The organism is Acidovorax sp. Leaf73 (assembly GCF_916855635.1).
Classification (GTDB): Bacteria; Pseudomonadota; Gammaproteobacteria; order Burkholderiales; family Burkholderiaceae_C; genus Acidovorax; species Acidovorax facilis.
Window position 1 is genome coordinate 64,544 of the sequence record NZ_CAKASI010000004.1, and the last position, 24,778, is coordinate 89,321.

General features: G+C 63.8%; 20 protein-coding genes. 10 read left to right on the plus strand and 10 right to left on the minus strand.

Annotated elements, in window-relative coordinates:
- Positions 1-33: 33 nt before the first annotated feature.
- From hslV to LPA35_RS13560, 4 genes are all read right to left on the minus strand, one after another.
- Entirely contained in the window at positions 34-600 is a 567-nt protein-coding gene (gene hslV / locus LPA35_RS13545; RefSeq protein ID WP_055399580.1) for an ATP-dependent protease subunit HslV, read from the minus strand.
- A gap of 181 nt (positions 601-781) precedes the next feature.
- Positions 782-2,545 carry an STAS domain-containing protein gene (locus LPA35_RS13550; protein WP_218298804.1) on the minus strand — a complete coding sequence of 588 codons (1,764 nt, stop codon included), beginning with the start codon at positions 2,543-2,545 and terminating at the stop codon, positions 782-784.
- Between the two features lie 42 nt (positions 2,546-2,587).
- Positions 2,588-3,385, minus strand: coding sequence for an RNA polymerase-binding protein DksA (gene dksA / locus LPA35_RS13555; protein WP_082437502.1), 798 nt, complete (start codon positions 3,383-3,385; stop codon positions 2,588-2,590).
- A 181-nt stretch (positions 3,386-3,566) separates the two neighbouring features.
- On the minus strand, positions 3,567-4,622 hold the full coding sequence (locus tag LPA35_RS13560; RefSeq protein ID WP_228897337.1) for a GTP-binding protein: 1,056 nt from the start codon (positions 4,620-4,622) through the stop codon (positions 3,567-3,569).
- A gap of 220 nt (positions 4,623-4,842) precedes the next feature.
- Here LPA35_RS13560 and LPA35_RS13565 point away from each other — a divergent pair, with 220 nt between their 5' ends.
- From LPA35_RS13565 to LPA35_RS13575, 3 genes are all read left to right on the plus strand, one after another.
- Positions 4,843-5,766: a helix-turn-helix domain-containing protein gene (locus tag LPA35_RS13565; RefSeq protein WP_228897338.1), complete on the plus strand. Its 924-nt coding sequence runs from the start codon at positions 4,843-4,845 to the stop codon at positions 5,764-5,766.
- Between the two features lie 171 nt (positions 5,767-5,937).
- A complete protein-coding gene (locus LPA35_RS13570; protein ID WP_228897339.1) occupies positions 5,938-6,921 on the plus strand; it encodes a Bug family tripartite tricarboxylate transporter substrate binding protein in 984 nt (327 codons plus the stop codon).
- A 25-nt stretch (positions 6,922-6,946) separates the two neighbouring features.
- The gene (locus tag LPA35_RS13575; protein ID WP_228897340.1) at positions 6,947-9,052 is read left to right on the plus strand and encodes an acetoacetate--CoA ligase; all 2,106 of its coding nucleotides are present in this window, start codon (positions 6,947-6,949) and stop codon (positions 9,050-9,052) included.
- Between the two features lie 43 nt (positions 9,053-9,095).
- Here LPA35_RS13575 and LPA35_RS13580 read toward each other — a convergent pair whose 3' ends face one another.
- The gene (locus tag LPA35_RS13580) at positions 9,096-10,331 is read right to left on the minus strand and encodes a class I SAM-dependent rRNA methyltransferase (RefSeq protein WP_228897341.1); all 1,236 of its coding nucleotides are present in this window, start codon (positions 10,329-10,331) and stop codon (positions 9,096-9,098) included.
- 275 nt (positions 10,332-10,606) lie between these two features.
- Here LPA35_RS13580 and LPA35_RS13585 point away from each other — a divergent pair, with 275 nt between their 5' ends.
- Together LPA35_RS13585 and LPA35_RS13590 are read left to right on the plus strand one after the other, a co-directional pair.
- Positions 10,607-11,059, plus strand: a complete 453-nt coding sequence (locus tag LPA35_RS13585) for a chemotaxis protein CheW (RefSeq protein WP_228897342.1) — start codon at positions 10,607-10,609, stop codon at positions 11,057-11,059.
- A 49-nt stretch (positions 11,060-11,108) separates the two neighbouring features.
- On the plus strand, positions 11,109-12,893 hold the full coding sequence (locus tag LPA35_RS13590; RefSeq protein ID WP_228897343.1) for a methyl-accepting chemotaxis protein: 1,785 nt from the start codon (positions 11,109-11,111) through the stop codon (positions 12,891-12,893).
- A 231-nt stretch (positions 12,894-13,124) separates the two neighbouring features.
- Here LPA35_RS13590 and LPA35_RS13595 read toward each other — a convergent pair whose 3' ends face one another.
- A complete protein-coding gene (locus tag LPA35_RS13595) occupies positions 13,125-13,862 on the minus strand; it encodes a response regulator (RefSeq protein ID WP_228897344.1) in 738 nt (245 codons plus the stop codon).
- Positions 13,863-13,870: 8 nt separating this feature from the next.
- Entirely contained in the window at positions 13,871-14,578 is a 708-nt protein-coding gene (locus LPA35_RS13600; RefSeq protein ID WP_228897345.1) for a response regulator, read from the minus strand.
- A gap of 76 nt (positions 14,579-14,654) precedes the next feature.
- Between LPA35_RS13600 and LPA35_RS13605 the strand changes: the two genes are divergently transcribed.
- From LPA35_RS13605 to LPA35_RS13625, 5 genes are read left to right on the plus strand one after another with little or no spacing between them, the layout of a single operon-like run.
- Positions 14,655-15,041, plus strand: coding sequence for a response regulator transcription factor (locus tag LPA35_RS13605; protein WP_055399596.1), 387 nt, complete (start codon positions 14,655-14,657; stop codon positions 15,039-15,041).
- Positions 15,042-15,043: 2 nt separating this feature from the next.
- Positions 15,044-15,805: an HD-GYP domain-containing protein gene (locus LPA35_RS13610; RefSeq protein ID WP_228897693.1), complete on the plus strand. Its 762-nt coding sequence runs from the start codon at positions 15,044-15,046 to the stop codon at positions 15,803-15,805.
- Positions 15,802-16,605, plus strand: a complete 804-nt coding sequence (locus LPA35_RS13615; protein WP_228897346.1) for an ABC transporter substrate-binding protein — start codon at positions 15,802-15,804, stop codon at positions 16,603-16,605. The genes LPA35_RS13610 and LPA35_RS13615 overlap by 4 nt, the downstream gene beginning before the upstream one ends.
- 10 nt (positions 16,606-16,615) lie before the next feature.
- Positions 16,616-19,111, plus strand: coding sequence for a PAS domain-containing sensor histidine kinase (locus tag LPA35_RS13620; protein WP_228897347.1), 2,496 nt, complete (start codon positions 16,616-16,618; stop codon positions 19,109-19,111).
- A complete protein-coding gene (locus LPA35_RS13625; protein ID WP_228897348.1) occupies positions 19,108-20,877 on the plus strand; it encodes an ATP-binding protein in 1,770 nt (589 codons plus the stop codon). The genes LPA35_RS13620 and LPA35_RS13625 overlap by 4 nt, the downstream gene beginning before the upstream one ends.
- Before the next feature lie 62 nt (positions 20,878-20,939).
- Here LPA35_RS13625 and LPA35_RS13630 read toward each other — a convergent pair whose 3' ends face one another.
- The 3 genes from LPA35_RS13630 to LPA35_RS13640 form a co-directional block, all read right to left on the minus strand.
- Positions 20,940-22,619, minus strand: a complete 1,680-nt coding sequence (locus LPA35_RS13630) for an IPTL-CTERM sorting domain-containing protein (protein WP_228897349.1) — start codon at positions 22,617-22,619, stop codon at positions 20,940-20,942.
- A gap of 299 nt (positions 22,620-22,918) precedes the next feature.
- Entirely contained in the window at positions 22,919-23,590 is a 672-nt protein-coding gene (gene lepB / locus LPA35_RS13635; protein WP_228897350.1) for a signal peptidase I, read from the minus strand.
- 192 nt (positions 23,591-23,782) lie between these two features.
- Complete coding sequence (locus LPA35_RS13640; RefSeq protein ID WP_228897351.1) at positions 23,783-24,760, minus strand: tyrosine recombinase XerC; 978 nt, start codon at positions 24,758-24,760, stop codon at positions 23,783-23,785.
- Between the last annotated feature and the right edge of the window lie 18 nt (positions 24,761-24,778).

Genomic DNA, 24,778 nt, shown 5'->3' on the forward strand with positions numbered 1-24,778 from the left:
GCGGTCAAGACCGCCCTGCAAAAAACACCCGACCTACAAGGTCTCGATGGTGTGGTTCATGTTGGTGTAGATGCACAACTCGCCGGCAATCTCCAGCGACTTCTTGACGATGTCCTGCGCAGAGAGGTCGGTGTGGTTGAGCAACGCCTTGGCCGCCGAGTGCGCGTAGGCCCCGCCCGATCCAATGGCCACGATGCCCTGCTCGGGCTCCAGCACGTCGCCATTGCCGGTGATGATGAGCGAGGCCTCCAGATCGGCCACGGCAAGCATGGCTTCGAGGCGGCGCAGCACGCGATCGGTGCGCCAGTCCTTGGTGAGTTCAATGGCTGCCCGCACCAGGTGGCCCTGGTGTTTTTCGAGCTTGGCTTCAAAGCGCTCAAACAGGGTGAAGGCATCGGCCGTGGCGCCCGCAAAACCGGCCAGCACCTTGCCGTGGTGCAGCTTGCGCACCTTGCGCGCCGTGCCCTTGACCACGATGTTGCCCAGGGTGACCTGGCCATCCCCGCCAATGGCCACTTGAACGCCCTGGGGCGTCTGGCGGCGTACGCTCAGGATGGTGGTGCCGTGGAACACCGGGTGGTTGTCGTTTGATGAGTCCATAGCTGCGGCAGTTGAGGGCACGGGCAGCGCTTTCAAGGCGAAGCCGAACGCTAACTGCCACGAGCAGCCAGCGAATCTGTGGCCCTGCAGCCCACCCAAAAACTATGCAACGGTCACAGCCCGCACCCAGCCGCCGCGCAAGGGTTGCTCCGCCGCGCTGGTGGTACGCCCCATGGAGGTTTCAGTTCTTTCGGGGTACCACCCAAGCGTGCTCGTTGATACCGATCACGTTGAAGAAAATTGCCACCAGCCGCTGCAGGTTCTGGAACTGGATCACATGGCCGTGGCCCTGCTGCTCGGCCGCCCAGTTGAGCACCGAGCCCGCAGCCGCGAAGTCCACACGAATGAGCTTGTCGCAGGCAATGGTCAGCGGCACACCCGGGCGCAGGAAGGCCTGGAAAGGCTCCAGCAGTGGCGTGGCATCACCATCGATATAGCCGCTGAGCTGCGCCACGGGGCCCGCCTCCAGCGGAGCGGGGGCGGACAACTCACCCAGGTCGGAGGCCATGAAGTCGCTGTCGGCCGCCAGAGGCGCCGAGCCCGAAGACACACCCTCGTTGTCCGAATACCCGCAGCGCGGCGACGCCCACGACGGCGGTGAGACTTCGTAGGTGACGCAGTAATCCAGCGCCACCAGCTCGAACTCATCTGGCTTGCCCATGAGCCGCAGCGCCGCCATGCGCAGGCGCCACCACTCGGGGCTGGTGGCGCGGTCGCCAGACTGGGTTTTGGCATCCAGCAGGGCGTTGAGCTTTTCTACCCCGGAGAACACCAGTTGCACATCACGCTCGGCCCACTGGGTGAACTGGTCCGCCAGCAAAGGCACGGCAGCGTCATCGATAGCGCCCAAGCGGGCCCAGGACAGGGTCCAGGGCGACGCGGCGCGTGCCAGCGAGGCCTGGAGTGCGGCCACCGAAGACACAGCCAGCGTGGGCGGCGCGTTCCAGCTGAAATCGCGGCGCACCGCGCCTGCCGGTGCGGCTGCAGCCGTTCCAGGCGCAGCCGCTGCGGCGGGCGGTGCCATGCCCAATTGCTCGGGCATGGAAAACCACAGCGGTGCGGAGCGGCTGTACTGGGCGGCGAAGTCGATGGCCAGGGTGTCAAACCGGTCGTGCTGGCCCGTTGCACGGTACAGGTCGAACAGTGTCATCCAGATTTCGAGCTGGTCGTCGGGCGCATCCTGCTGGTGCTGGGCCAGCACATCGAGCAGGCCGGACTCAGCCCCGGCGTGGTCGCCATTGGCAAAACGGATGGCAGCTTCTTCTAAATCGGGTTCGTGCACGAATTCCTCCGGTTCGGATGCGGGCGCTGGCGTTACCGCAGTAGCTGCCGCAAGGCTGAAGGACGCTTCGCCAGGACCTGCACCCGCGAGCATTTGCGCATCGGTGCCGCCAAACCGGCCAATGGCCATGCTGTCATCGGCAAACAGCGGCTGGACACCGGCCTTGTTTTCGAGGGGCGCTGGCAGGCTGCCGGGTGCCGTGGGCGCATACGCCCTTGCGTGGGCGGAATCAGAGGACGCAGCTGCGTCGGCAGCAACAGGCATGGCGCCGGGTTGCGTGGGAGCCTCTGCACCTTGCTTACTCTTCCACCACTGCTGCGACATCTGCGCTTCGATCTCGTCAATCTTCTTGAGCGTGACGGCCCGCTCGTCGGGCGAGGCCATGCTGCTCTGAAAGAACGAGGGGCGCCCTGCGGCGTCTTCCACACGCTGGCCTTGCAGCACCTCGCGCTGACGCAGCTTGCGCAACTGATCGAACTCGCGGCGCCGCACGAAATCGTTGCGGCGCTTGCGCTCGATCATCTCCTTGAGCATCTGCTTGCTGTACTGGCTCTCCCGGTCGTCCTGGATGGAGTCCAGCTCGGTCCAGTTCACCGTCGGGTTCTTCACGAACCGAACCACCTTCGACAGCAGGCCTCCGGGGGTGGTTTCTTCCTTGCTCATGGCTCAGGGTGCGCTTGGGGTTGATCAGGCCAGACGGCCCGGTCAATCACCAAACATCTTCTGCTTGAGTTCGCGGCGCTGTTGTGCTTCGAGGGACAACGTGGCAGTAGGACGCGCGATCAGGCGGCCCACACCAATGGGTTCGCCGGTTTCGTCGCAGTAGCCATAGTCACCTGCGTCGATGCGGGCAATGGACTGCTCGATCTTCTTGAGCAGCTTGCGCTCGCGGTCGCGGGTGCGCAGCTCCAGGGCGTGTTCCTCTTCGATCGTGGCGCGGTCGGCCGGATCGGGCACCACCACGGTGTCTTCACGAAGGTGTTCGGTGGTTTCACCAGCGCTGTTGTGGATCTCCTGCTTGAGCTGCACCAGCTTCAGTCGGAAGAAGGCCATCTGCTTGTCGTTCATGTACTCGTCGTCAGGCATGGCCATGACTTCGGCATCGGTCAACTCAGCGGCGGACTTGGTTTTCCAGTTGTTCGCCAGCTTGGGGTCTTTTTTGGCAGCCGTATACGTAGGCTGTGCTTGCGCGGTCGTGGGCATGGTATGTAGATAACTGGCTTTGGCAGCGGTCGAAGCCACTGTCTGTGCCATGGATGGTACGGTCAATTGGGCCAATCGTGAAGAAGGCCGGGTTGTGCGCACGGGTACCTGCGAGCCTGCTTGCAGCACGGGTGCCGGAGCAGGAGCCGCCACGGCGGGGGGGGCGGCCACCTTGGGCGCCGCAGCAGCCTTGGCAGTGGCCTTCGCAGCAACTTTGGGTGCCGCTGGGGCGGCGGCGCTTTTCGCCGCGGCAGGGGTTGCCTTGGTGGCCCCCTTGGATTTGCTGGTGTCGGCTTTCACTTCCTGGTCTCCTCGCAGTACGGGCGGGCCCTAGCTGCATTCGCAGCCAAGGGCGGGTGGCAAGCCTTCCGGGGTTTTACCGGGGCGCGATTGTATCGACCTGGGCTGACGCAAACGAAAACGTTGCAGATACAACACAAACACGCCGTTCTCCCCTGGGCGGCACAGGCCCCGGTGAGGGTCAGACCAGGCTTTGTTCCAGCCCCTGCAGGAAGATGTCCTTGGGCAGGTCAATGCCAATAAAGACCATCTTGCTCGTGCGCGTCTCACCCTCGGCCCATTGGGGTCCCAGATCGCTTCCCATGAGCTGGTGCACCCCCTGGAAGATCACCTTGCGTTCAGTGCCCTTCATATTAAGCACACCTTTGTAGCGCAGCATGCGCGGGCCGTAAATATTCACGATGGCCCCCAGGAAGTCCTCCAGCTTGGCCGGGTCGAATGGCCGGTCGGAGCGGTACACAAAACTCTTCACATCATCGTCGTGGTGATGGTGGTGACCATGTTCATGCTGGTGCGAGGGGTGGCTGCAGTGCTCGCCATGTTCGTGGTCATGATCATGGTGGTCGTGCCCGTCCCCTTCTTCCTTCAGGAAGTCTGGGTCGATATCCAGCTTGGCATTGAGGTTGAAGCCGCGCAGGTCCAACACCTCCTTGAGCGGCACTTCGCCAAAATGCACGGCCTTGATGGGCGCGCGCGGGTTCATGTGCTTGAGGCGATGGATCAGCGCCTCGGTCTCGTCCTTGGACACCAGGTCGGTCTTGGACAGGAATATCTGGTCCGCAAAACCCACCTGGCGGCGCGCCTCCTGGCGGTCATTGAGCTGCTGGGGTGCGTGCTTGGCGTCCACCAGGGTGATGATGGAGTCGATCAGGTAGGTCTCGGCAATTTCTTCGTCCATGAAGAAGGTTTGCGCCACCGGCCCCGGGTCAGCCACGCCGGTGGTCTCGATCACGATGCGGTCGAACTCCAGCAGGTTCTTGCGCTTCTTGGCGGCCAGTAGCTGCAGCGTCTCGCGCAGGTCTTCGCGGATGGTGCAGCAGATGCAGCCGTTGCTCATCTGCACGATCTGCTCCTTGGACTCGGTCACGAGGATGTCGTTGTCAATGTTCTCTTCGCCGAATTCGTTCTCGATCACGGCGATCTTCTGGCCATGGGCTTCGGAGAGCAGGCGCTTGAGCAGCGTGGTTTTGCCCGAGCCCAGGAAGCCGGTGAGGATAGTGACGGGGATCAGTGCCATAAATCTGTCTTTCAAGGGAATCAAATACTTGCGCTGCATGGCGCAGTGCCCCACCCAGGGGCATGTTTTTCAGTGTACCGAGGCTGTCAAGCCCCTGCTGGCACCTGGCCACACCAGAGCGCGGTCCGACCATCGCCCAGCCCGACGGGAAACACAGGTACCCAGAACCTGGAACCCTCTACGATAGGCCGCCGGTGGCACTCCATTGCCCAACCTCACCATGACGCCGCCTCTAACCGCCCGCCACATTCCGCTTGCCATCGAAGGTTTTGACACAGTGCGCTGGCAGGCACTGGTGGACAACCGCCTGGACCACCCCTGGCAGGCGCTGCCGGACCACGTTCACCGCTCCAGCGCCGGGCGCCCCTGGCAGGGCCTGACGGTGTGGCACCAAGTCGGCCCCGTAGGCGACCTGTATGTGCCCGCCCACAGCAACTGCGTCATCCTCGTGCGCAGGGGCGCCCCCACCCGGCTGCTGCAGCGCCATGGAGACCAGGTGGGGCAGACGCTGTGGCAGCGTGGAGAGGCGGTGATCCTGCCCGGCGACACCCCGAGCTTCTGGCGCAGCTCGGCCGTGCGCGACAACATCCACATCGACCTGGCCCCCGCTTGGCTGCATCGTGCCGCAGGCGGCGATGTGGCGCTGGGCCAGTGTTTCGGCCGCAAGGACCCGGTGCTCGCGGCCTTTGCCGACCTGCTTCTGGCGTCGCTGGACAACAACGCCTCACTGCAACCCGCGTTTGGCGAACACATCGCGATGGGCATTGCCATCCACCTCGTAGAAAACTACGCACTGCCCGGCGAGCGCCCGCGCACCGGCGCCACGCTCACCTCGCGGCAGATGCGCCAGTTGACCGAGGCCGTGATGGCCGGCCTGCACGAGCCCTGGCCGGTAGCCCGCCTGGCGGGCATCGCGGGGCTCAGCCCGTTTCACTTTGCGCGCGCCTTCAAAATGTCGTTTGGCGCCACGCCCCACTCCTGGGTGCACTTTCAGCGCATGGAGCTGGCCGCACGGCTGGTGCGCGATTCGCGCAAGCCCCTGCTGGAGATCGCCTTGCTCACCGGCCACCCCTCGGCGGCCCACTTCAGCCACGCCTTTCGCCGCCACTGGGGTGTAACGCCTTCGGACTATCGCCGCTCGTAGCGTGCCCAGTCGCCCCGGGGGTCTCACCCCACCGCGCGCGATGCCCAGGTTTTCCCCTAGGTCCGCAGTTTTGCGATACCCACCGCAGTAATTGGAAAGCAGCCCCTGCGCCCTTGCGGCACAGTCGCACCGCACCACCGCAGTGGCACACCAAAAACCAGGAGACAAACCATGACTACCCGCCGACAGTTCGCTGTCCAACTCACCAGCCTGGCCGCACTGGGCACCGGCACCTTCTCTGCCGCACAGGCACAGCAACAGTCCGACCTGGCCCGCCTGCTGGTGGGCTTTCCGCCTGGGGGCAGCACCGACAACGTGGCCCGGCGCCTGGCCGAGAAGCTGCGCGGCACCTATGCCGCCAACGTGCTTGTGGACAACAAGCCCGGCGCGGGCACCCAGATTGCCGTGAGCGCGCTCAAGGACGCCGTGCCTGACGGCACCACGCTGCTGCTGTCGCCGCCCTCCCCGTTCACCGTCTACCCCTACACCTACCGCAAGCTGCCTTATGCGCTGGAGGACGTGGCACCCGTGTCCATGGCCTGCACCTTCCCGTTTGCGCTGGCAGTGGGGCCGGCCGTGCCCGACAGCGTGCGAACGCTGCAGGACTTTGTCGCCTGGGCCAAGGCCAATCCCGGCAAGGCCAGCTTCGGCTCGCCGGCGTCGGGCTCCACGCCGCATCTGGTGGGCAGCGTGCTGGGCAAGATGGCGGGCATCGACTTCACCCACATTGCCTACCGCGGAGATGCACCCGGGCTGCAGGACCTGATGGGGGGACAGGTGCCGGCCTATTCGACAGTGCTGGGCAGCTACCTGCCGCATCTCAAATCCGGCCGACTGCGCCTGCTGGCCGTCTCGGGCACCGAGCGCAGCGCCTTCGCGCCCGACCTGCCCACTTACCGCGAACAGGGCTTTGCGCTGGACATGACCGAATGGTTTGGTGTCTTCGTGCCCGCGCGCACGCCAACCGCCACGGTGCAGCGTGTTGCCGACGCCATGCGCGCTGCCGTGGCCCAGCCGGACTTCGTGCGCGGCCTGGCGGAATTCGGCATGACGGCACGCTCGTCCACACCGCAAGAGCTAGTCACGCGGCTGCGCGCCGAGGCCGAGCAGTGGCGGGTGCATGTGAAGAACATCGGCTTCACGGCGGACACCTGAGAAGAGAAGGCGAAAGAACCGTTTCATGACCACCCTGACAGCCTTGCCCCCAACAGCCTCGCCCCCTGTTGAAACCCCGGACACCCCGCTCTGGCAACCCAGCGCTGCACGCCGCGAGCGCGCCCTCATCACCGCCTTGGAGGCCTGGCTGGCGCGCGAGCGAGGCCTGCACTTTGGCGGCTACGAAGCCCTGTGGCAGTGGTCGGTGGACGAACCCGAAGCGTTCTGGAGCGCACTGCTGGCCTTCTTCGACGTACCCATGGCGCAAGCCCCGCGCCGCATGCGCTCGGACGACCCGATGCCCGCCACCCAATGGTTCGAAGGCGCGCGGCTGAACCTGGTGGACACCCTTTTGCGCCACACGCCAGGAGGCACGCAGCCACATACACCGGCCATCGTGTTCGAGGACGAGTCCGGTGGCGCCGGAGAAATCTCGTGGCCCGAACTGCGCCGCCAGGTGGGCGCGCTGGCGCACACGCTGCGCACATTGGGCGTGCAGCCGGGCGACCGGGTGGTGGGCTACCTGCCCAACATCCCGCAAGCGGTGGTGGCCTTCCTCGCGGCCGCCAGCATCGGTGCGGTGTGGGCACTGTGTGCGCCCGACATGGGCCCCGTGAGCGTGAGCGATCGCTACCGCCAGATCGAGCCCAAGGTGCTGGTCGCGGTGGATGGCTACCGTTACGCGGGCAAACCGTTTGACCGCCGCGCTGCGCTGGGCGACATCCTGGACCAATTGCCCACGGTGAGCCACGTGGTCTGGGTACCCTGCCTCGACCCGGCGGCAGCGCCCCCCGCGCAGGCGCAGGCGCGCACCGTGGTGCCGTGGGCCGATGCCGTGGCAGGCAACGCACCGCTTGAGCCGCTCGCACTCGCACCCGACCACCCGCTGTGGACGCTGTATTCGTCCGGCACCACGGGCCTGCCCAAGGCCATCGTGCACGGCCACGGTGGCGTGCTGGCCAACAGCCTGGTGGCCATGGTGCTGCACAACGACCTGCACCCCGGCGACCGGGTGCTGTGGGCGGTCAACACCTCGTGGATGGTGTGGAACGCGCATGTGATGGGACTGCTGGGCGGCGCCACCATCGTGCTGTACGACGGCTCCGTCACCGGTGCGGGCGGCGGGGGGGCCGACCCCGACTGGGCCTATCTGTGGCGCCTGGTAGGCCGTCTGCGCGTGACTACCTTCGGCGTGGGAGCCGCCATCCACCACGCCTGCCTGAAGGCCAGTGTGGTGCCCCGGCAGGTGGCCGACCTGTCGGCCCTGCACACCGTGTGCTCCACCGGATCACCGTTGTCGCCCGAGGCCTACCGCTGGCTCTACTACGATGTCAAGGACGACTTCTGGCTCAACGTGGTCTCCGGCGGCACCGACATCGCAGGGGGTTTCCTGGTGGGCCTGCCCACGCTGCCCGTGCACCTGGGCGAGATGCAATGCCGTGCGCTGGGCGCCAGCGTGCAGGCCTGGAACGACGCGAGCCAGCCGGTGATGGACGAGGTGGGAGAGCTGGTCTGTACCCGGCCCATTCCGTCGATGCCGCTGTACTTCTGGGGCGACGCCGACGGCACACGCTACAAGGAGAGCTACTTCGACACCTTCTACGACGCCGAGCAGCGCCCCGTGTGGCGCCAGGGCGACTGGCTGCGATTGGTGGCCCGGCCCGAGGCTGTGGGCGGCATCATCTACGGCCGCTCGGATGCCACCATCAACCGCCAGGGCGTGCGCATGGGCACGGCCGAGCTGTACCGCGTGGTCGAGGGGCTGGACGACGTGCTCGACAGCCTGGTGGTGGATCTGGAATACCTGGGCCGCCCGTCCTACCTGGCGCTATTCGTGCAGTTGCGCGCAGGTACCACACTCGACGAGCCGCTGCGCCGACGCATTGGCCAGGCGCTGCGCACCGCGCTGTCGGTGCGCCACGTGCCCGACGAAATCCTGCAGGTGCCAGTAATCCCCAAGACCGTGACAGGCAAGAAGCTGGAGCTGCCCATCAAAAAGCTGCTTCTGGGCCACCCGGCCGAGCGGGTGCTCAACCGCGACGCGCTGGCGCAGCCCGAGAGCATCGACTGGTTTGTGCAGTTCGCCTCAGACTACCTGGCACGTACTGCACCCGATGCACTATCACTTTGATAGCCACTAGCGCATAAGAGATACGCGCTAGAGGCCAAAAACATCAAGATTTCCGCATCACCACCAGGCCCTTGAGGTACTCCCCTTCCGGGAATTCCAGGGTCATCGGGTGGTCGGGCGCGCCGCCCAGGCGCTCCAGGATGTAGCCGTCCACCCCTGCATCCGCGCCCGCCGACGCCACGATCTTGTGGAACAGGTCGGCGCTGATGCCGCCCGAACACGAGAAGGTAAACAGCACCCCGCCCGGGGTCAGCAGTTGCAACGCCAGCCGGTTGATGTCCTTGTAGGCGCGCGCGGCCCGCTCGGCGTGGGCCGCTGTGGGGGCGAACTTGGGCGGGTCGAGGATGATGGCGTCAAAGCGCTGGCCTTCCTTGAGGAACTGGCGCAGCGAGGCATTCACGTCGGCATCGAGGAAGGTGGCTCGGTTCGGATCGAACCCGTTGAGCGCCACATGGGCGCGGGCGCGCTCCAGGGCCGGGCCCGAGGAATCGATGGAGGTCACGTGCCCGTCGGCCACGGTGCCCGCTGCACGCATACCCGCCAGTGCCGCCACGCTGAAGCCGCCGGTGTAGCAAAAGCAGTTGAGCACATGCTTGAAACCCAGGCGCTGGGTGTAGTCAGCAAACCGCTGGCGGCTGTCGCGCTGGTCCAGATAGAAGCCGGTCTTGTGGCCCTCAGCGATGTTGAGCGTCAGACGCCACTGGTGTTCACGGATCGTGAGTTCGAGCGGCGGCCCCTCGCCATCACCTGCAGCACCCGTGGGCCCGCCGCGCAGCCAGCCGGTGGCGGGCTCCAGGCCCTCCAGCGAACGCACGCTGGCATCCGAGCGCTCGTAGAGCTTGGTCAGCCCCGTTTCGCGCAGCAGCGCATCGGCAATCACCCCCTTCCAGCGCTCGGTGCCTGCGCTGGTGAACTGCGCCACCAGCGTATCGCCATAGCGGTCCACGATGAGCCCGGGCAGGCCGTCGGACTCGCCATGCACCAGGCGTACGCCATCGCTTTGCACGTCAAAACGTGCCCTGGCGATGATGGAACGTGCGCAAGCAGCTATAAAAAACGGAGCATCAATGCGCTGCGCCTCATCAAAGCTCCACACTCGGGCACGGATGCGCGAGCTGGGGCTGTACGCAGCCCAGGCCAGAAACTGGCCTTCGTGCGATTCCACGCGCACGGTCTCGCCGCTGTCGCCGCCGCCCTTGGAGATGGCCGATTCAAAGATCCAGGGGTGGCGGCGCAGGAGCGAGCGCTCCTTGCCAGGGCGAAGGCGAAGGGTTTTCATGCCCCGGATTGTGCGGGCTCACCGCTGCCGTCCAACCATCATCCCTTGAAAAACAGCACGCGCTGCCCCTGCGATAAGCCCGCCCGTTTGCACAAAAGACCACCCACAGCGCTGGTGAGAAAGCATATTTATCATTTTTTGGAATCATTTATTTGACAAATTTGATTCATCTCTCATAAAATTCGCACAACTATCATTTTTATCAAACAAACATGCCAGCGAATCTTCACACCCTATCCAGCCTGGGTTCTATCCCTGATGCAGCCCCAACGGTCTTGACCGATCTTCGCGAGTTCCTGGCATTCAAGATCGGCAACGAGGAGTACGGCGTAGACATCCTGCGGGTGCAGGAGATCCGTTCGTACGAAAAGCCCACCACCATCGCCAATGCCGCCGCCGACCTGAAGGGCGTGGTCAACCTGCGCGGCGTGATCGTGCCCATCATCGACCTGCGTCTGAAACTGGGCTTGCCAGAGGCTCGCTATGACCATCTGACCGTGGTGATCGTGCTCAACATTGGTCAGCGCGTCGTGGGCGTTGTGGTGGATGGCGTGTCTGATGTGCTCACGCTGGAGAGAGAGCAATTGCGCCCTGTCCCCGCACTCGACATGGACGTGGATCGGGACCACCTGCTGGCCATCGGATCGGTCGATGACCGGATGCTCATCCTGCTCGACATCGAAAAGCTCTTGGCACCCTCGTTGCCATCGCCCCTCACCGTGCAATGACGCGCTGTCGCATTGCCACGAAACACAAACACACCTACACGGAATCCCTATGAACTTCTTCAGAGCATTCGGCATTGCGAAACGCCTACACCTGCTGTCCTTCGCACTCATCAGTGGCCTGACCCTGGTCGCGCTTCTCGCATGGTTCAACCTCTCCGAGGTCACCGCCCAAACCCGAAAAGTCGCCACAGAGTCCGTTCCCCACCAGTTGCGGCTGGCAGCCATGGAGCTCAACGTCACACGATCATCTCTCCAGTTGCGCCATGCGCTGCTGGTCAGGACACCCAGCGACGTGAAGGCCACCTTGGCAGACATTGCGGAGAAAAAGAAGCTGATCGACACCGACCAGTTGGCACTGGAGAAAACTGCTGTCACCACGACCGAAAAGACTGAGTACGCTGCACTCGTTCAGGCGCTGGGCACGTTCTGGCAGATCGCAGGGCAAAACATCCAGTTGATTGAGCAAGGTAACAAGGAAGAAGGCTTCGACTTCCTGGTCGCCAAGACGATTCCTGCCCGCAACGTGGTGCTGGAGATGCTGAGCAAGCAAAAGCAACACCAAAACAGTTTGCTGAGCGAAAGCCTTCAAGAAATCGAAGTCGACGCCAAACAGACCCTTTACAGCCTTGTGGCGGCCGTCGCGGCGATTGCAGCCGGTTTGATGGTGTTTTCCTGGTACGTCGGCAGCGTCCTTCAGCGCCGGGTGTCTGAAGCGCAAGTGATCGCTGCCCGCGTGCGCGATGGCGACCTGACCGGAGAGGTCATTGACAACGCCAACGATGAATTCAGCCCGCTGCTGCAAGCGCTCTCCGACATGCAGACATCGCTGACACAGGTTGTCTCGCAGGTACGCCAAGGCTCCGACAGCGTGGCCACTGCCAGCGCGGAGATATCGGCGGGCAACAGCGATCTCTCGGCACGCACCGAAAACCAGGCTAGTGCACTGGAAGAAACCGCAGCATCGATGGAGGAGCTGAATTCGACGGTTCGCCAGAACGCCGAGAACGCCCGGCAAGCCAATCAGCTCGCGCAGAACGCGTCGAACGTGGCAAGCCAAGGCGGCGAAGTTGTCGCAGACGTGGTCCGCACGATGAAAGACATCAACGACAGCTCCCGCAAGATCTCGGACATCATCGGTGTCATTGACGGCATCGCCTTCCAGACGAACATCCTGGCCCTGAACGCCGCCGTGGAGGCCGCCCGAGCGGGTGAACAAGGCCGTGGCTTTGCAGTGGTTGCGAGCGAGGTTCGCAACCTGGCAAGCCGATCCGCAGACGCCGCGCGCGAAATCAAAGTGCTGATCGGCGCCAGCGTGGAGCGGGTAGAAGCCGGATCCGCCCTCGTGGACCGGGCAGGCCAGACCATGAGCGATGTGGTCTCGGCGATTGGCCGCGTTACCGACATCATGGCGGAGATCAGCGCAGCCAGTTCCGAGCAGAGCCAGGGCGTGGACCAGGTGAACGAAGCCGTCACCCAGATGGACCAGGCTACCCAGCAGAACGCAGCACTGGTGGAGGAAATGGCAGCAGCAGCCAGCAGCCTCAACACCCAGGCAGCGGAGCTGGTCAACGTGGTTTCCTCCTTCAAGATTTCGCCCTTGGCTTTGGAAGAGCGCCCTGCGTTGGTGCCCGCACAAGGAGCGCTCAGCACATCCACCACATACGCTTCACGGCCTCCGATGGCCCGGAAAGCCCCAAACCAGCGATCAGCGACCTCCGCCATCAAGGCGGCTGTCCGAAGTGTGGCAATGGCGAAATCGGGCGTAGCGCATCTGCCTTCGGCAAAACTCGTGACTGCCGCTCCACATGCAGAGAAAGAGTGGGAAAACTTCTAGGAACCCGCCGGACTTGGAAAACGTCGGCTGCAAGTTGCCCCCCAGGGGCAACTTTCGCTATCGACACTCCAAGCCCGACAGCCTCAAGGCCAGACGCCAGACGCCAGACGCCAGGCGTCAGCTGTTGAAGTCCCCTTGGAATCACCACCTTCGGGTGGTTTTTCTTTGTTCAGAAGCTGTGAAATGATCCACGTACCGGCAATAGGCTGCCGTTTGCGAGATGCAAAGAATTCAACTTTCGCCTTGAACAGAAACCACACGCAGCACCTGCTGCCGCAACTGTCGCCATCCCTGTTGCATAAGGTCAGAATGGCCCCCTGCAGCCCACTCCTCGGTGCTTCGCGCACACTGGGCAGCTGGCGCCTCACCCAGCATCGTCAACACTGACTTGAGGTTGTGCGCCACGCGCCGCAGCGCCTGTGCATCTTGCGCCGCCACGGCCAGATCGCCTTCCATCACATCTTGAGGAAACCGGGCCAGGCATGCCTGTCGATAAGCTTCGTAAAGCGCTCGGTTGCCGCCGAAAAACTCGGCCACTGGATTGTGTTGAGCAACGGTGACGACGGCGGAATCGGCCTGAGCCCCCAAGTCGAGGCTGGCCAGAGTCTCAGAAACACATGCCATCAGCGCCCCCACGGAGGCGGGTTTGTGCAGAACGCGCCAGACGTTGAGCGACTCCAGCGTGCACTGCGTGGCTGGGTCAATCCCACCACTGAACACCACGGTGCGGCAGACCGCTCCCTGTGGCGAAAGACGTGTCTGCATCCAAACCAGTAGATCAAGGCCGGAGCCATCGGGCAGGGTCAGATCCGTGAGGACCAGGGGTGCCACTTCGGTGGTCAGCGCCTGCTTCGCCTCGGCGAGCGTGGCGCATGGCACCAGATTCACGCCGAGGGGATCGAGCGCCAGCTGGACAAACCGGCGCACTGACGGATCGTCCTCTACCAACAGCACGCGCGGCTGCGTCACGACGGCGCTCAGGCCTTCTCGGCCACAGGACGCAGGAACCCCGCCAGCAACGCAGGCAACTCCTGCACCAAGCGGGGCTTGTGCACCACAGGCAGCCCGGCCAGCGCAAAGGCGTAGGGACTGCGCTGCTCTTCGTCGAGCGAAGTCACAACGATCAGACGGCTGCGCTGGAACTGGGGATGCGAGCGCAGACGCGCAATCAGCGTTGCGCCATCAATGCCAGGAAGAAGGATGTCCACAATCAGCACATCCGGCTGCAGTTCGCCCGCCATCGCCAAGCCAACGATGCCGTCGTCTGCCACATGCAGTTCCACTTGCGGGAAATCGTGCGCCATCAACAGCTTCACCAGGGTCTGGAAATGTGCGGAATCCTCGATCAGCAACACCCGCTGGCCGTGTGTACCCGCTGGTTCGCGAGAAGCGCCGACCTGCTCGGCGCGCCTGGGAGCAGCTTTGACCACCCCATCGTCTGGCGCGACCACCACACCAGACACGGCAACTTCGGCAACCGGTACAACGGGCTGACCCTGCCGCTGGGCCAGCCAGCGCTCGACCGATGCCTTCGCGATGCGCCGATGACCTCCTGGTGTTTTCCAGGCCTCCAGCTCACCCCGGTCCACCATCAGCTGAACAGAACGAACCGCCATGCCCAGCACCCGCGCCACATCACGGGTACTGCAATCCACCGGCAGCGAAGAGAGAAGACTGAGTTCCATAGCGGCGAATTTTATCACTTCGAAAAATCACTTTTGTGATAAAATTGATAAAACTAGTTGCAACAAGTGCCCAACCATGAACAAACGCATTCTGATCATCGAAGACCATGCGGATATCCGCCGACTGATCCGCATGACCCTGGAGTTCGAAGACCACGACATCCATGAAGCCGTCAACGCCGACGAGGGCCTGGAGGCCGTGCGAACGCTGCGCCCCCAGTTACTGTTACTGGACATCATGATGCCCGGAAGCATGGACGGACTCGATCTGTGCCGCCTTGTCAAAAGCGACCCATCGCTGGGCAAACCCTGGGTGGTGCTGCTGACGGCTCGCGGGCAAAGCCAGGATATCGAGGCGGGGATGATGGCCGGGGCCGACGCCTATCTGCTCAAGCCCTTCAGCCCCCTCAAACTGATCGAAACCATCAACCACCTGGGCACAACCCCCGGCGAGGCGCCATGAACATGGTTGCAGCTGCACGTGAAAATACCCAGTTCAGCCCTGCGGCGGCCGAGCAGATGGAGAAGATCGTCTTCGACCTGGGCCGCATGTACCAGGAACGCAACGAGGCGTTGCAGGAAGTGGCCCGCGCCCACCACGAGGCACTGTTTCTGCTGTCCATGGCGGCGGAATACAAAGACGGCGACACGGGCATCCACATCGTGCGCATCGGATTCCTGGCTGAGGCCCTGGCGCTTTTCTTGGGCGAGCCCAAGGACTATGCGCTGATGCTGCGCAAGGCGGCCCCCATGCACGACATCGGCAAGATCGGCATTCCTGACGACGTGCTGAAGAAACCCGGTGCCTTCACGCCCCAAGAGCGCGCAACCATGAACCAGCACTCCGCCATCGGTGCAGATATCCTGGGCAAATCGCGCATCGCCCTCTTCCAGATGGCGGCCGAAATTGCGCTTGCACACCATGAACGCTGGGATGGCAAGGGTTACCCGAACCAGTTGGCGGGCCCAGCCATTCCGCTGTCTGGACGCATTGTGAGCATCGTGGACTTCTATGACGCCCTGACCATGGACCGGGTCTACCGCCCAGCCTTCAGCCACGAAAAAGCGCTGGAGATGCTCCTGGCCGAACGGGGCAAGGCCTTTGACCCGGACATCGTGGACTGCTTCCTGCGCAACAGCCCCGCCATTTCTGCCCTGCGTGAGCAGGTCACGGCCGGACGCATGGCCTTCGCCGACCTGATCAACCACAAGCAGGATGCGCCATGATCTTGCCCACATACCGTGTGGTGGCTGCGGTGCTGTTGCTCCTGGCTGGCGCAGTGGCCTCCTGGGGTGCCACAGCAGGTGAGGTGCAGGACCGCGTTCAGGCCCGGGGCGAAGTCAGGGTCTGCATCTGGCCCGCGTACCAGCGCATCTCGTTTCGGGACCCGCGCTCCGGCCAGCTCAGCGGCCTGGACATCGATCTGGCTACCGCATTGGCGTCTGATCTGCGCGTCAAGCTGCGATTCGTGGACTCGTCCTTCGTCACCTTGGTGCAGGACCTGCAGGCAGGCACATGCGATGTAGCGATGTTCGGCATCGCCATGCTGCCGCAGCGCATGGAGCAACTCCAGTTCTCCACGCCCTATTTGCAAAGCGATATCTATGCCGTAACCACACGCACCAGCCGCATCGTGCGGCAGTGGAGTGACATCGACCAACCCGGCGTGCAGGTAGGCGTGCAGGCTGGAACGTTCATGGAGCCCGTCATGCGGCAACGCCTCAAGCATGCAGGTCTCGTCTCCATCCACCTGCCACAGACGCGCGAACGCGAGCTCATTGCTGGCCGCGTGGACGTCTTCATGACCGATTACCCCTACGGTCGCGCACTGATCGAAAGCACGGAATGGGCCGCACTGGTGGCCCCCCCCAAGCCGTTCTATACGCTCCCCTACGCCCATGCCAGCAAACCAGGCGACGTCGAATGGCGAGCCGTGCTCAACGCTTTTGTCGCCCGGATTCGGCAGGACGGCCGCCTGGAAACGGCAGCACGGCGCCACGGACTCGAAAGCATCCTCCTGAACTGATGCCTCTGCCATGAAACGATCCATTCCCTTTGCCAAGCTCAGCCTGCTGGAAGTAGCCAGCAGCAGGGCGCTCTTCGGGGGCACACTTCTCATGCTGGCCGTAATCGTCGGCACCGCATCGCTGATGTGGCTGGAGTTCCGCCGCACAGAAGCTCAGGACCGCAAGCAGCTCGAACTACTGGCCAGCGTCATGGAGTCGCACGCCAGCCAAGTTTTCGACAACACCAAGCTCACCCTGGACAGCCTTGCGAAAAACCTGACCACCGAGAATCACACTCCCGCGCAGCTCGAAGCACAGCAGTCTTACCGCTTGCAAGGCCTGCCTTTTCTGCGCAGCATCGCCATCGTCAGCTCCGAAGGGCTGGTGCTGGCCTCCACGACCGCCTCGGACCGGGGTGGCAAGGTGGATCTGCAGCGCCTGCCTCCTTCACCAGCGACCGATGAGCGGGTGGTCATTGGAGCCTGGGTGCGTGGCCGCACACTCACCCAAGATATGCGCAATGCAGCCGTGCCAGCGGGCCTTGGCTACATTCCCATGGTGCGCCTGGTTCGCCTGCCATCGAACGCTGTGGTGACGTTGGTGGCACAGATCAATCCCGACGCCCTGGCCACCTACCAGCGGCAGTTGATGGAGGCAGGCCACCCTGGCACACAGGTCATGCTGGCATTGGACAACGGGACCTTGCTCACCCAGGTGGGCAACGACACCTTGAATCTTGGTAGCAGCCTGGGCTCCCACCCTTTGTTCCAGGGTTTGCTGCCAGCGCACAAAGGAACTTACGGCCCGCTGCAAACCTTTCAGGCCCATAGCCTGGGCGCCTGGCGCAGTTCCAATAGCCAGCCTCTGGTGGCTTTTGTAGAGCAACCCTATGAAGCCACGACCCAGCAGTGGCTGGCCGCAATGCGAGGACCGCTGCTGTTCATGGGGGTGGCCTTGGCGCTGATAGGACTTCTCACCCATGCGTCCTGGCGCAATGCCCGCGCAAAAGAAGTTGCGCAACGTGAGCGCGATGAGGCCCAGCAAGAAACTGCACGGCGCGAGCAAGAGCTGTCCGTCCTGTTCCGAAGTGTTCAGGAGCTGATCTTCCGCACCGATGCCCAAGGGACCATCCGGTTCGTCAATCCCCGCTGGCATGCCATTACCAGCCAACCACCCGAATCGGCCCGAGGCCAGCGTCTGCGGGACGTCGTCCACCCCGAGTGCCGCGATGGCGTGGATGCTCTGTTCGACGCCACCCAGCCCCCGGGCGTGCGCATGGCGCAGGTCCGCCTCACGGGACCCGCAGGAGAAACGCGCGCGCTGGACATCTCGGTGGTTCCGCTGCGTGACCGGTCGGGTCAGTTGCGCGGCTTTGCGGGCAGCGCGGTGGATGTGACAGCCCTGCTGGCCGCCCAGCAAAGCCTGCAAGAGCAGCTGGCCCTCACAAGCCAGGTGCTCGAATGCAACCCGTTGCCCATCTGCATGACCGACACTGAAGGACGTCTTCTCTCGGTCAACCAGGCCTGGGAAAGTTTCATGGGGCTCTCGCGCATAAGCGTCCTGGGGATGCGCAACATCGACTTTCTGCCCAGGCAGGAGGCGCAGGCGTACTGCGCACACCAAGCACAACTGTTGCGCGAGGGCGGTCGTGTCCGTTACGAAGAGCGCATGCGCCGACCCGATGGCAGCTTCCGGGACGTGCAGGTCACCAAGGTGCTCGTCACCACCAATGGCAAGCAGCCCATCGGTATCCTGACCGCCAAGATGGACATCACGGAATTCCGGGCCGCACGCGATCTGGCCGAAGAGGCGTCGCGCTCCAAGTCGGAATTTGTGGCCAACATCAGCCACGAGTTGCGCACGCCCCTGCAATCCATCCTGGGCTTCTCCGAACTCGGACTGGCGCGGGGCCGCCATCAATCCAAGCTGGCGTCCATGTTCAGCGACATCCACGACGCGGGCCAGCGCATGCTGGTGCTGGTCAATGACCTGCTCGACATTGCAAAGATCGAGAGCACGGTTGGAGCCTTCCAATTCGAACGCGCCGACGTGCGCGATCTCATCGAGGAAGTGGCGGCAGAGATGGAGTTGCTGCTGGACCGCAAACGCCTGGGCCTGGGCTTGCGCCTGGGCCGCATGCCTTTGATCGCCAAAGTGGATCCATCGCGCTTTCAGCAAGTGGTGCGCAATGTCTTGAGCAACGCCATCAAGTTCTCTCCCGAAGACAGCATCATCGACATCACCGCCGGAGTCTCGGACGACCACAGCATCCACATCCAGGTGCGCGACCAAGGCCCGGGCATTCCTCCCGCAGAGCTGGAGACCGTGTTCCAGGCATTCGTGCAATCGAGCAAGACGCGCGATGGCTCAGGCGGAACGGGCCTGGGCCTGGCCATTTGCCGCAAGATTGTCGAAGCGCATGGGGGGCGCATCCATGCCACCAACGGGCCCGACGGCGGTACCATCTTCCATATCATGCTGCTCACCGCAGGCTACACGGACACGATGCCAGCCCCGCTCACATGAACAGGAAGCCCAGCAAGCCCCAATCCTCCGACTGGCGTAGCAGCCCGGCGCTGATGTACTTTGTGGTGGCCTGCGTTTTCAGCGCTGTAGTGCTGCTGGGTGCCTGGGCCACCATGGCCGCCATGCTGCGCTGGCAGTGGAAAGAAACCCTGGACGCCGAGATGCGCCAGAACACCAACACCGCCCTGGCACTGAAGGAGCACACGCTGCGCATCCTGGACACGGTGGACCAGGCCATGTGGCGTTTGCAGCATACCGCCGAAGACGGACCACTCAACGGCGAGGACCTGGCAACCATCGCCAATGAAACCGGCATGGTGCCGCACATCCTGACGCAGTTGTCCTTCGTGGGCCCCGATGGCCGCTTTCAGGGCAGCAACCTAGACCCCGACGGCTCGCGCAGCAACCATGTGAGCCTGATGGACCGCGACCATATCCGGGTGCACTTGCTGCCCGCCGAAGCGGCCCCGCCCAGCTCTGGCATGCTGCACAACGGCCTTTTCATCAGCAAGTCCCTGCTGGGCAAGGTGTCGGGGGTATCGACCATCCAGCTCTCACGCAAAGTCACGGCCGCGGATGGGCGCGTCCTGGGGGTGGTGGTGGCGTCACTCAATCCACGCCATTTCGCCGACGTGTACCGGGGCGTGCAACTGGGCAGCGACGGCGGTGTGGGACTTGCGGGGCTTGACGGAGTGATCCGTGTGCGCGTGTTGGGAGGTGTCAGCACAGAGGTTGGGATGCAACTGCCCGCGCCCCTCCTGCAAGCACTGCGCAGCCAGGACAGCGGGGCCATGTTGTCGCCATCGTCCGACGCCAGACTGCGCATTATTGGTTTCAGCCGTGTCGGAAGTTACCCGCTTGCCGTACTCAGCGGCACCTCAGAAGAACACTCTTTCGCCCGCTGGCGCACCACACGCGACACGATCCTGTGGTTGACGGCACTGTTGAGCCTGGCGGTTGTGGCCTTTGTCGCCGTATTTCTGGGAAGCATACGCAGGCTGGCGGTCAGCCACGCGGCCCTGACCCGCAGCGAGGCCGAAGCCCAACGCGCCAACCAGGCCAAAAGCGAATTCCTGGCCGCCATGTCGCACGAGCTGCGTACTCCGCTGACGAGCATCCGCGGCTTTGCTGAACTCATGGAGCTGCGCAGCAACGATCCACAGACCCGGGAGCAATCGAGCCTTATCCGCCAGGGCGCAGAACACCTGAACGCTCTGCTGACGGAAATCCTCGATCTGGCGCGAATTGAAGCGGGTGCCATGCCAACGCACCCCGAGTCCGTGGAACTGCCCGGTCTGCTGCACGATGTGATCGAGCTGTTCCGTGTCAGTGCAGTGGCCAAATTGCTGGCGCTCACGGCGACCACGGCCGCCAACGTCCCGAACTCTCTGCTAACCGACCGCCTCAAGCTCAAGCAGATCCTGAACAATCTCTTGTCCAATGCCATCAAATTCACCCCGTCGGGCACCGTGTGCCTGGCCGTGGATACCAGCGCAGACGGTCACCATGTGCAGTTCCATGTCACAGACACAGGCCCGGGTATCCCGGAAAACCTGCACGAGGTCATTTTCGAAAAGTTCAGCCAGGGCCACGCCCGCGTCAGCTACCAACACGGGGGCACCGGACTGGGGCTGTCGCTGTCTCGTGCGCTTGCCCAACTGCTGGGCGGCACGTTAACCGTCAAGTCCCGGGTGGGCGAGGGCTCCACATTTACGCTGTCGCTGCCTCTGCAAATTCCGCCGAAAGCCGCCCCGCCGTTCGTATAAGCCGCATTGCTTACCACTGCGGGGCCGATACACCGACACCGCAGTAGTTCATTGGTTATGCATCAGCGGCGACGGCGTGCAAAGGCCGTGGTGAAACAGCCCATCAGAATCGACAGAATGATCATCCCCCACTGGGACAGCGTAGGAATGGGTGACGCAAACCCGATCTGGCTTGCCGGCGAACACACTTCCAGACCCGGCGTGGCCCCGGTAGCGGCCACTGGCGTCACACAGAAAAACAGGAAGTTGCCCATATCGCCTGCCACCGGGGTATACCCCATCGTTGTGGCGACATTCGTTCCTGCCGCCACGCTGTTGCTGGGGCTACGCACCCAGCGGAAGGTGGACGCACCCTGCACGTCTGCATTGGCGTCCGTGTAGGTGTAGTTGCCTGTGGCGGGTTGCCCAATGGTCGGCACGCCCGCAACGGACACGGACAGGGCCACGGGGGGCACCTGCGCAACCACCGAGATTTGCACCGTCGCATCGTCACAAAGAGCCGCGTTCGGAGCAGGCAGGCACACCCGGTAGGTGAATGTGTCGGTCCCGCTGAAGCCAGCATTCGGCGTGTAGGTATAGGCACCCGTCGCGCTGTTCAGATTCAGGGTGCCGTTGGCGGTGCTCGCGAGCACCGCGTACGTGGAACCCACCGGGGCGGAATCATTGCCCGTGACCGAAGCATTGAACGGCACCCCTTGGGTGGCGGGGCCTGCATTGTCATCTACCGCATTCGGGCCGACGGTCACTGTGACCGTAGCGGGGACGCAGGTTGCCTGATCAGGTGCTGGCTTGCACTGTTGATAGGTGAACGTATCCTGGCCTGAAAAACCAGGTTGCGGCGTGTAGGTGTAGGCCCCCGTGGATGGATCGAGCACCACAGAGCCGTTGGCGGGTGTCGCAACCACGGCAAAAGTGGAGCCAGCCACGGTCGTGTCGTTGGTGGCCACATTGCCCGGCACAGGGGTGTTGAACGGGGTGGTGGCCGTGTCGTCCACCGCGCCGATGGCTCCAGGCGGCAAGGTCACCGTCACGGTTCCAACATCCACCCAGGTGCCTGGCACCGTGGCTGCATCGGTCACGGCCAGGTTGTCCAGCTCGAAGCCCCCTCCTCCAGCGTGGCGGACAACGATGGTCCTGAAATTGACGCTGGCCCCCCGCAGCAACAGGTTGATGTAGCCATAGGGCTCTCCTGTATTGCGACCCGCAGGCGGATTGGGGTTGCCAAAGTAGTCCGCCTTGGCGTACGAATTGCCATCGATCGCCGTGATGTTGCCGCCCCCACCCAGCAGCGTTGTCAGCGAGTTCGTCGTGAACTGCGCCAACAAGGTGTTGGTGTCGTCATAGAACTCGATGGTGTTGCCGGCGTTGCCCGCCGACCACCAGAATCCAACGTACTTCCGGTCGCCAATCAGGGTGATGGTGACCTGGTTGCCGTTTCCTATAGCAAGGTAGTTCCCTGTCCCATCTGCGCCACCATACTGGTCAGCCGCAGTGCGGTTGACACCCCCGGTGGCACCCGTCCAAGCCCCGATGGCAAAACTCCCCGTCGCACCAATTGCCCCCGCTGCACCCGAGAAGGTTTCAACAATGGCGCCCGATCGCGTCGTGTTCTGTTCGCCGGGCGGTGAAAGGTATACGTCCAGAGTCTGAGCGCCAGCGTTAAAGCCGCTCAGCAAAGAAGCCGCACCCATCAGCACGGCAGACAAGGTCGGGGGACGCAGCAGAGAACCGGGGAAGCGCATAGATCGGGGCAGGCTCAAAAGTGTGGCCGCGATCATAGGGGGAGGCGTTACGCAAAGCGACAATAGCCACCGAAATGCAACACTTGTTGACAATCTGCTACCTAAGGCGGCCGCAAGCTCCAGAGTTATTCCCTCTGAATGCGGGGTCAGCAGCCCCCGTCCCTCACGCCTCCAGCGAGCTCTACCCCATGCTTGCATGCGACCAATCAAGGCGAAAGTGAAGCGCTGCCCGAGTAGCGGACGTGGCCACGATGCCTCTCAGCGCCCACCGCACAACGCGGTTCAGCGCTCACGCCGAATCAAAGCGCGTGACCGAAACGCCCCAGGCGCGGGGCCCAATTGTCAAGGATGTCGGCCGACACCAGCACCCGGCGCGCCTGGCCGATGAGCAGGTGGCGCGGCACAAACCCGATGTAGCGCGAGTCGGCGCTGTTGTCGCGGTTGTCGCCCAGCACCAGGTATTCACCCTCGGGCACCGTCACCGGGCCGAAGCTGCGGTGCGCGGTCACGCCCTGCAGCCACTGCACACGGCGCTCGTGGCCCTGCAGGTGCTCCGTCCAGCGGGTGGCGGGCACCTGGGCGCCCCATTCCAGCAGGGTTTCGGTCACCGCCTCGGGCGCGTCATAGCGCGCCGCCTCGCCGTTGAGGTACAGCACCTCGTCGCGCATTTCCACAGTGTCGCCGGGCAACGCCGCAATGCGCTTGATGAGCCGCGTGCCATCGCGCGGCGACGAGAAGGTGACCACATCGCCCCGCTCGGGCTCGCCCAGGCGGGCGAGCACCACATCGGTCAGCGGCAACTTCAGATCGTAGGCCAGGCGGTTGACAAAAACGACGTCGCCTTCGAGCAGCGTGGGCCGCATGGACCCCGAAGGAATCGGATTCCAGTCCGCCACCGCCGTGCGAAAGATGCCGAAGCACAGCAGCAACACAATGAACCCACGGTTCGATTTGATCCATTTCAGCAGCATGACGACAACTCCAAGTAGCTTCAAAGCAAGCGCTCTGCTCGGATGCGCCCTGTTGCAACTTGGTTCCGTGAGGCAGGCCATTGCGGATCTCCCCCAGCACCTGCTGTGAGCGCAGCCAATTCCAGTGCACCCGTGGAACCGGCTTTGCCGGGCCAGGGGGTGCGTCCCCCTTGGGGGAAGCGGCGCAGCCGCTCAGGGGGGCTTTTTTCTAGCTCGGGGATGCGCCGCGTCATACACCTTGGCCAGGTGCTGAAAATCAAGGCGCGTGTAGACCTGCGTGGTCGTGATGTTGGCGTGACCCAGCAGCTCCTGCACCGCACGCAGGTCGCCGCTGCTTTGCAGCAGGTGGCTGGCAAACGAGTGGCGCAGCATGTGCGGGTGCACCGGCGTGGTCAAACCCGCCTGCTGGCTGCGCTGGCGCAGGCGCAACCAGATCGATTGTGCCGTGAGCCGCTTGCCGCGCTGGCCGACGAACAGTGCGGTGTCAAGCCGCGCTGATCCTTCACCGCCGAAGGGCGTGGCCCGCAGCTGCAGCCAGGCCTGCAGCGCTGCCGTGGCCGCCCTGCCCACGGGAACACTGCGGCGCTTGCTGCCTTTGCCGAACACATGGGCCTCCCCGGCTTGCAGATCCACCCAGCCACGGCCCTGGCGCTGCGTGTCGGCATTGGGGATGGCGTCGAGCCCCGCGAGTTCACCCACGCGCAGGCCGCAGCCGTAGAGCAGCTCGACCATCGCAGCATCGCGCGCCTCCAGCCAGGGGTCGGCGCCGGTGTTGTCGAATTCGGCCAGCCGGACGGCGTCATCGACGCCCAGCGCCTTGGGCAGTGGCTTGGGCGCCTTGGGGGCGCGCACGTCCTGCACCGGGTTGTGCGGAATCAGCCCCTGCCGCCCCGCCCAGATGAAAAAACCGCGCCAGCCCGAGAGGATGAGCGCAATGCCGCGCCCGCTGCGCCCGCCGCTGTGCATCTGCGCGACAAAACGGCGGATGTGTGCGGTCTGCAGCTGCAGCAGCGGCACGCTGACCGCCGCCGCAAACTGCGCGAGCTTTTCAAGGTCCAGCGCGTAGAGCGTGAGCGTGCGCGCTGCCAGCCGCTTTTCGACGCGCACGTGCTCCAGGTAGCGCAGGACGTGGGGGTCGAGCGTGGTGGGCGCAGTGGGCGTGTCAGACATGGTTGCCGTGGCTGAGCC

What these genes read in the sequence shown, in the direction of transcription:
- LPA35_RS13580 (WP_228897341.1), bottom strand. Translation starts at nt 10,331, where the DNA reads ATGAAAACCCTTCGCCTTCGCCCTGGCAAGGAGCGCTCGCTCCTGCGC.
- LPA35_RS13640 (WP_228897351.1), bottom strand. Translation starts at nt 24,760, where the DNA reads ATGTCTGACACGCCCACTGCGCCCACCACGCTCGACCCCCACGTCCTG.
- LPA35_RS13605 (WP_055399596.1), top strand. Translation starts at nt 14,655, where the DNA reads ATGAACAAACGCATTCTGATCATCGAAGACCATGCGGATATCCGCCGA.
- LPA35_RS13625 (WP_228897348.1), top strand. Translation starts at nt 19,108, where the DNA reads ATGAACAGGAAGCCCAGCAAGCCCCAATCCTCCGACTGGCGTAGCAGC.
- LPA35_RS13630 (WP_228897349.1), bottom strand. Translation starts at nt 22,619, where the DNA reads ATGCGCTTCCCCGGTTCTCTGCTGCGTCCCCCGACCTTGTCTGCCGTG.
- LPA35_RS13565 (WP_228897338.1), top strand. Translation starts at nt 4,843, where the DNA reads ATGACGCCGCCTCTAACCGCCCGCCACATTCCGCTTGCCATCGAAGGT.
- LPA35_RS13550 (WP_218298804.1), bottom strand. Translation starts at nt 2,545, where the DNA reads ATGAGCAAGGAAGAAACCACCCCCGGAGGCCTGCTGTCGAAGGTGGTT.
- LPA35_RS13560 (WP_228897337.1), bottom strand. Translation starts at nt 4,622, where the DNA reads ATGGCACTGATCCCCGTCACTATCCTCACCGGCTTCCTGGGCTCGGGC.
- LPA35_RS13590 (WP_228897343.1), top strand. Translation starts at nt 11,109, where the DNA reads ATGAACTTCTTCAGAGCATTCGGCATTGCGAAACGCCTACACCTGCTG.
- lepB (WP_228897350.1), bottom strand. Translation starts at nt 23,590, where the DNA reads ATGCTGCTGAAATGGATCAAATCGAACCGTGGGTTCATTGTGTTGCTG.
- LPA35_RS13575 (WP_228897340.1), top strand. Translation starts at nt 6,947, where the DNA reads ATGACCACCCTGACAGCCTTGCCCCCAACAGCCTCGCCCCCTGTTGAA.
- LPA35_RS13620 (WP_228897347.1), top strand. Translation starts at nt 16,616, where the DNA reads ATGAAACGATCCATTCCCTTTGCCAAGCTCAGCCTGCTGGAAGTAGCC.
- LPA35_RS13600 (WP_228897345.1), bottom strand. Translation starts at nt 14,578, where the DNA reads ATGGAACTCAGTCTTCTCTCTTCGCTGCCGGTGGATTGCAGTACCCGT.
- LPA35_RS13615 (WP_228897346.1), top strand. Translation starts at nt 15,802, where the DNA reads ATGATCTTGCCCACATACCGTGTGGTGGCTGCGGTGCTGTTGCTCCTG.
- LPA35_RS13570 (WP_228897339.1), top strand. Translation starts at nt 5,938, where the DNA reads ATGACTACCCGCCGACAGTTCGCTGTCCAACTCACCAGCCTGGCCGCA.
- LPA35_RS13610 (WP_228897693.1), top strand. Translation starts at nt 15,044, where the DNA reads ATGGTTGCAGCTGCACGTGAAAATACCCAGTTCAGCCCTGCGGCGGCC.
- hslV (WP_055399580.1), bottom strand. Translation starts at nt 600, where the DNA reads ATGGACTCATCAAACGACAACCACCCGGTGTTCCACGGCACCACCATC.